Here is a 5,718-nt window from a genome sequence, read left to right as displayed (position 1 = left end):
GTCTGCGAACCGCTCGGCGACGGCGTCGTGGAACCGCTGCCCGGGGCGGGGGGCTGTGGGCTGTTTGGGGAGGGGGTTGGGGAGCCGTTGTCGGAGGGGCGGGGGCGGTCGGGTACGGGGTGGCCGTGGTGGAAGTAGTCCTGGAGGTCGGATTTGGGGATGATCTGGGTGTGTTCGGCGTCGGCGGGCATTTCCATGATCCAGCCGGGGCGGATCAGGCTGGCTTTGTGGAGGTGGGAGCCGTCGGGCTGGACGTGGCCCTTGTTGAGCTCGTAGATCTCCTGGTAGCGGCGGCCGTCGCCGAGGCATTTCTCGGCGATCTCCCAGAGGGATTCGTGGTGCCGGCCGTGCGGCGGGTTCACCCGGTAGATCTTGGCGGTGGCGTTGCCCTCCTCGCCCTGGGCGGCGAGCGCCTCGGGCGTCATGCCCTGCTCGTGGACCTGCGCGACGGGCGCGCTCATCGGCTGGTAGTGGGCGACGTTCGTGGTCTGCGGCATCGCGATCTGCGCCGTGAACGCCGGCATGATCGCGGTGGTGGCGCTGAACAGCAGCAGCACCGAGACGACCAGTTTGTGGACGAGCGCCTGGGTGGCGCCGGCGAGCGGCACCCGCGACGGCACGCCGATCCCGCGGACCCCCGCCTGCACCTCGACGAGCAGGCAGACCATGAGCTGGAGCCACGCCAGCCACACCACGATCCCGATGATCCCCAGCAGGTCGTCGACGGTGATCTGCTCGGTGAGCTGGGAGAGCGCGGGCGGCTGCCAGTCGAGCGGCGAGCCGGCGAGCGCGATCAGCCCGAACGGCACCCCGACGACGAGCGCCAGAAGGGCGACGAGCGCCGCGAGCCCGGCGAGAACGTCCGCCGCGCTGCGCCGCTTCACCCGGACCGGCTGCCGCTGCTGCATGGTCATTCCCCGTCCTCGGGATGTGCGTAGGCCGTGGCCTTGGCCGTGAACGGGCCAAGACCGATGATCGACAGGAAGATCGGGTTCACCTGGATCTCCACGTGCATTCCGGCCTCGTCGGCCGCCCGTCCCGGAACACACTCCGCGACCGCGACCTTCTCGTACATCTCCACTATGCCGTTCATCCGCTCGCAGACCACCCCGGCGCCGAGGAGCTGGATCTCGCCGGTCTCGCGGAGTGTTTCGACGTCGATGGCGTCGGCTCCGGCGCGGGCGCTCTGCTCGGCGATGTCGAAGGCGCGCTGCCGGCCGTGGATGGCCATGCCGCCGTCGACGAGCAGCCCGGCGAACAGCAGCACGGACAGGCTGAAGATGGCGGTGAACGCGCTGAAAGTGCCGCGGTCGTCGCGGCTCGGGAACCGTCCGGCGGGGTTCATGGGCCGCCTTCCTGGTCGACGGCGCACGGCTCGCCGCCGCAGTCGATCCGCCGGTAGGTCTCCAGGGGGGCGGTGGCCCGCCCCACCCGCTCCACGTTCCCGACGGGGATGAGCAGATCGTCGAGGTTGGTGACGCACCGGACCTCGACCACGACGTATCCGCCGGGCTGCCACTTGCTCTCGCCTTCCAGCAGTTCGACCTGCGGCGGGGCCTTGCACCAGTTGGACTTGCCGATGCCGTCGGCGACGGCGTCCTGCGCGAAGGCCCGCGCGTTCTCCAGGGTCCGCCCGACGGACGCCGCCCGCGCCGCGTCACGCGCCGCCCCGTCGATCTGGCTTTTGGTGTCGACGATCCGGCCGATGATCACCAGGAGCAGGAACAGCATGACCAGCACGGGAGTGAGGATGGCCAGTTCGAGCGACATGGTGCCTTTGTCGTTGCGCATGGTCACCCCCCGTCGATACAGGTCTTGGCTTGGGTGTCGGGGTCGTCGGGCCGGAAGCACTCGACCGGGCCGATCGACACCTTCGTCACCCGGAAGGTGAACCAGAGCAGGCTGGGCGCCTGTCCGCTGACGCTGACACCGCGCTCGTAGTCGGGGTCGTCGCTGATCGCCGTGATCTGGACGTCCCCTTTGAGCAGGCCGGGGCCGAGTGCGTTGAGCGCTTCCTGCGCCGCGCCCTCGCCGTTCCCCTGCCAGTTCCCGCCCTGCCGCGTCTCGCGGGCCGCCCGTGCCCCCTCCTGGGCGGCCGCCAGAGCGACGTGCTCGGCGTGGTAGATCATCGCGAACTGGATCGCGCAGAGGATGACGAGGATGATCACGGGAGTGAGAAGCGCCCATTCGATCGAGGACGCGCCGCGCTCATCCCGTCGGACCATCAGCCGCCTCCACCCTCGTTGCCGGCGTTCTCGACCTGGGTGCTCGCCTTTTCCGCTGCGTTCTCGACGGCGGTCTTGATGGCGACGAACGCGACGGCGGCGACCACCGCGAGCAGCCCCGTGATGATCGCCCATTCGATGGCGGACGCGCCCCGGCTGAGCTGGGCGTCCTCGTCGTGGAGCCGCTGCCAGCCCACGGAGATGCGTGCCCTGGAGTAAAGGATGGAGTGGACGTAGAGGTTCATGGGGGGCTCCTAAACATTGAGAACCTGCATCAGCGACGGATACATGAGAAAGATCAGGAAGCCGAGGCAGAACGAGAGCTGCGCGATCAGCATCGTCTGGGAGTTCTGGCCCGCTTTGCCCTCGACGTCGGCGATCTCCCGGCTGCGCATGGAGGCCGCTCTCGCCGTCAGCGATTGGCGGATCTTCGCGCCGTCGTCCGCGACGAGGGTCAGCGCGGACGACAGGTCGCCGAGTTCGGCGATGTTGGTCTGCTCGCCGAGCACGCCGAGCGCCTGCCACGGGGTCATTCCGGAGATCCTGGCGTTGGCGAGGGTCTCCCGGATCCGGCGCATCGGCCAGCCGTCACCGATCATCGACGCCGCCATCAGCGCCTCCGGCACCCCGCGGCCGCCCGCGAGGTTCATCGACACCAGATCGAGGAACGCTCCGACGACGTGCCGGAAGTCCTCTCTGGCCCGTGACGCCTCCTGCTTGAGCTGCAGGTCGGGCAGGAAGAAGAACAGTGCCGCGAGGGCGAGTCCGGCCCAGAGCGGCACCTGCAACGACAGCCCCGCGTACGGGGCGACGATCATCAGCAGCGGGACGAAGAGCAGCGCGACGATCGGCGCGAGGACCTTCGCGGCCAGATGGGTCTCGTAGTCCTTGTCGAGGATGGCCAGGTCGGCGCGGGTGGAGCGCAACTGCCAGCCGCGCCGGTCGCAGAAGCCGGCCGCGGCCTCGCCGACGGTCCGCTGAAGGTGCTCGATCCGGCTCGCCGGGGCCTCGCGGACCGGCGCGGAACGTCCGGCGGTGGTCTTGCGCACCATGTCGTCGTAGCGGGCGATGCGCGCGCTGAGCCCCGGCTGCGCCGGGAACAGAGCCCTGGCCAGCACGTAGAAGCCGAGCCCGCAGATCGCTCCCGCGATCATCGCGCCGGTCATGAGCCGACCCCCGCGTCCATGGCGGCGCGACCACGCAGCGGGGACGGGGCCTCGACCGCCCCTGGGGCGTCCTCGACCTTGCCCAGCAGCCGCTCCGGAAGCTGGAACTTGGCGAGCTTGCGCAGCCAGAAGAACCCGCCCGCGTACAGCGCGACGATGAACCCGAGGACGAGCTGGCCGAGCGCCGAGTTGTACGGTTCGACGTAGCCGCGGTTGAACACTGCCAGGCCGAGCGCGACCGACACCGAGAACCCGACGACGATCTGGACGCTGCGCCGGGTCTGCGCCCGGTAGGCCGCGACCCGGCGGCGCATGTCCAGTTCCTGCCGGGCCGAGGTCGACAGGGCGCCGAGCATCTCGCGCAGGCCGGGGCCGCGCAGCCGGGCGTTGAGGATCAGCGCCGAGATGATCAGGTCGGCGGACGGGTCGTTGAGCTCGTCGGCGAAGCGGCGCAGGGCGTCCGGCATCGGGACCCGGGTGTGCAGCCGGTCGACCAGGGCGCGCAGCGGCGGCTGGAGCGCGGGTGACGCGGCCCTGACCGACGAGGGGATGGCCTGTTCGAGGCCGACGGCTCCGGCGATCGTGTCGCGCAGCGACTCCGCCCAGGACGCCAGCCCTTCCAGCCGGGCCATCGCCTTGCGCTCCTCGGACGCTCCGCCCGTCACGCTGTCCCAGCCGAGGACGAGCAGCGCCATCCCGCCCGCGGCGACCGGCCAGCGGGTGAGGATCAGCACCAGCACGCCGACGATGGCGGCCACCCCGGTCCTGGTGGTCAGCCTGCGGATCAAGTCCTGGCGGGCCTGCTTGCGGGTCGGCCTGCCCGGCTTCACCGGGAATCCCCGGACGGCCGTCACCAGCAGCACCAGCCCGGACGCGGCGATCCCGCCCCCGAACAGGGCGAACAGCACGTCCGCTCCGAAACTCATGCCCACACCCCCCGCTGCGGGTCGTATCCGTAGGGGGCGAGCTCTTCCAGGCAGGCGATCGGGGCGTGGGCGCGGGCGATGCCGTCGGGGCCGGGGGCGAAGATCTCCGAGGAGAGCACGCGCCCGTCGACTCCGGTCACTTCGCGGATGCTGGAGACGTACCGGCGCAGTCTGCCGCCCCGGCCGTAGTCGTTGCGTTTGGTGATGAACACGACGAAGTCGATCGCGCCGGAGATCAGCATGTGGGTGGCCTCGATCGGCAGTCGTTCCGCCGACTGGATCGCGTAGGTCGCGATCCTGTTGAAGACCTCCATCGAGGAGTTGGCGTGGATCGTGGACAGCGAGCCGTCGTTGCCCTGGGTCATCGCGTTGAGCATCGTGACGATCTCGTCGCCGAGCACCTCACCGACGATGACGCGGCTGGGGTTCATGCGCAGCGAGCGGCGGACCAGCTCGGCCATCGAGATCTCGCCCTGGCCTTCGGAGTTGGGCAGCCGCTGCTCGAACGCCACCACGTTGGGGTGCAGCTCCTGGAACTGGTCGAGCCCCAGCTCCAGCGCCCGCTCCACGGTGATCAGACGTTCGGAGGGCGGGATCTCGTTGGCGACGGCCCGCAGCAGGGTGGTCTTCCCCGCGTTGGTCGCGCCCGAGATCATGATGTTCTTCCTGGCGTGGACGGCCGCCCGCAGGAAGGTGCCGACCTCGGGGGTGATGGTCCCGTTGCCGACGAGGTCGGCGAGGAACACCTTGCCGAGCCGCGCGCGCCGGATCGACAGGGCGGGCCGCAGGGTGACGTCCATGACGGCCGAGAGCCGGGACCCGTCCGGGAGCCGCAGGTCGAGCTGCGGGTTCGCGGTGTCGAACGGCCGTGACGACAGCCCCGAGTAGGCGGCGAGGATCTGGATGAGTTCGACGAGTTCCTCGTCGGAGTCGGCGACGGGCTCGCCGAGCACCTCGCGTCCGTCGGCGTAGGAGAGGTAGACGCGGTCACAGCCGTTGATGTCGATGTTCTCGATGTCGAGATCCTCCAGCAGCGGCTGGAGCCTTCCCACACCGAACAGCGCCGCGTGGATGCCCGCGGCGTACGCCTCCTCCTCGTCGGGGGTGGGCGGGCGGCGGCCGTAGCCGATCTCGGAGCGGGCGTGCTCCTCCAGCACCTGGGAGATGAGGGCGCGGGCGAACTGCCGTTCGTCCTCCGACGACATGGGCGTCAGCCCGGACGCGGCGTCCAGCCTGCGCTGGGTGGCGAGCCGGTCGCCGACCTCCTGGCGGAGCCGTTTGACGATCCCGTGGTCCATCTACCGTCCCCTCGTCCCGCCGGGCGGGGTGCCGGGGTCGGCGGGGCCGCCGAGGATCGGCTGGGGCCCGGTGTGCCCGGTGGGGACGCGCCCCGGCGTGCCG

The 5,718-nt window shown here is 70.5% G+C and carries 8 protein-coding genes; all 8 read right to left on the bottom strand.

Going from position 1 to position 5,718, the window contains the following annotated elements; all coding sequences use genetic code 11:
* The coding region (locus ACYVE7_RS28065; protein WP_460368760.1) for a LysM peptidoglycan-binding domain-containing protein at nucleotides 1–914 on the bottom strand (914 nt) is incomplete at its 3' end.
* Nucleotides 911–1,345, bottom strand: a complete 435-nt coding sequence (locus ACYVE7_RS28060; RefSeq protein ID WP_460368758.1) for a Tad domain-containing protein — start codon at nucleotides 1,343–1,345, stop codon at nucleotides 911–913. The genes ACYVE7_RS28065 and ACYVE7_RS28060, both read right to left, overlap by 4 nt.
* Complete coding sequence (locus ACYVE7_RS28055; protein ID WP_460368756.1) at nucleotides 1,342–1,791, bottom strand: TadE/TadG family type IV pilus assembly protein; 450 nt, start codon at nucleotides 1,789–1,791, stop codon at nucleotides 1,342–1,344. Before ACYVE7_RS28055 ends, ACYVE7_RS28060 begins: the two co-directional genes overlap by 4 nt.
* Nucleotides 1,792–1,793: 2 nt before the next feature.
* The gene (locus ACYVE7_RS28050; RefSeq protein WP_460368754.1) at nucleotides 1,794–2,225 is read right to left on the bottom strand and encodes a TadE/TadG family type IV pilus assembly protein; all 432 of its coding nucleotides are present in this window, start codon (nucleotides 2,223–2,225) and stop codon (nucleotides 1,794–1,796) included.
* Nucleotides 2,225–2,470, bottom strand: coding sequence for a hypothetical protein (locus ACYVE7_RS28045; RefSeq protein ID WP_460368752.1), 246 nt, complete (start codon nucleotides 2,468–2,470; stop codon nucleotides 2,225–2,227). The genes ACYVE7_RS28050 and ACYVE7_RS28045 overlap by 1 nt, the downstream gene beginning before the upstream one ends.
* Before the next feature lie 9 nt (nucleotides 2,471–2,479).
* Nucleotides 2,480–3,391 (bottom strand): type II secretion system F family protein, encoded by a 912-nt coding sequence (locus ACYVE7_RS28040; protein WP_460368750.1) that lies wholly within the window; start codon nucleotides 3,389–3,391, stop codon nucleotides 2,480–2,482.
* Nucleotides 3,388–4,317, bottom strand: a complete 930-nt coding sequence (locus ACYVE7_RS28035) for a type II secretion system F family protein (protein WP_460368749.1) — start codon at nucleotides 4,315–4,317, stop codon at nucleotides 3,388–3,390. The genes ACYVE7_RS28040 and ACYVE7_RS28035 overlap by 4 nt, the downstream gene beginning before the upstream one ends.
* Nucleotides 4,314–5,615 carry a CpaF family protein gene (locus tag ACYVE7_RS28030; protein ID WP_460368747.1) on the bottom strand — a complete coding sequence of 434 codons (1,302 nt, stop codon included), beginning with the start codon at nucleotides 5,613–5,615 and terminating at the stop codon, nucleotides 4,314–4,316. The genes ACYVE7_RS28035 and ACYVE7_RS28030 overlap by 4 nt, the downstream gene beginning before the upstream one ends.
* Nucleotides 5,616–5,718 lie beyond the last annotated feature (103 nt).

The organism is Actinocorallia lasiicapitis, assembly GCF_054778695.1.
This window is presented reverse-complemented; position numbering and strand designations above follow the sequence as displayed.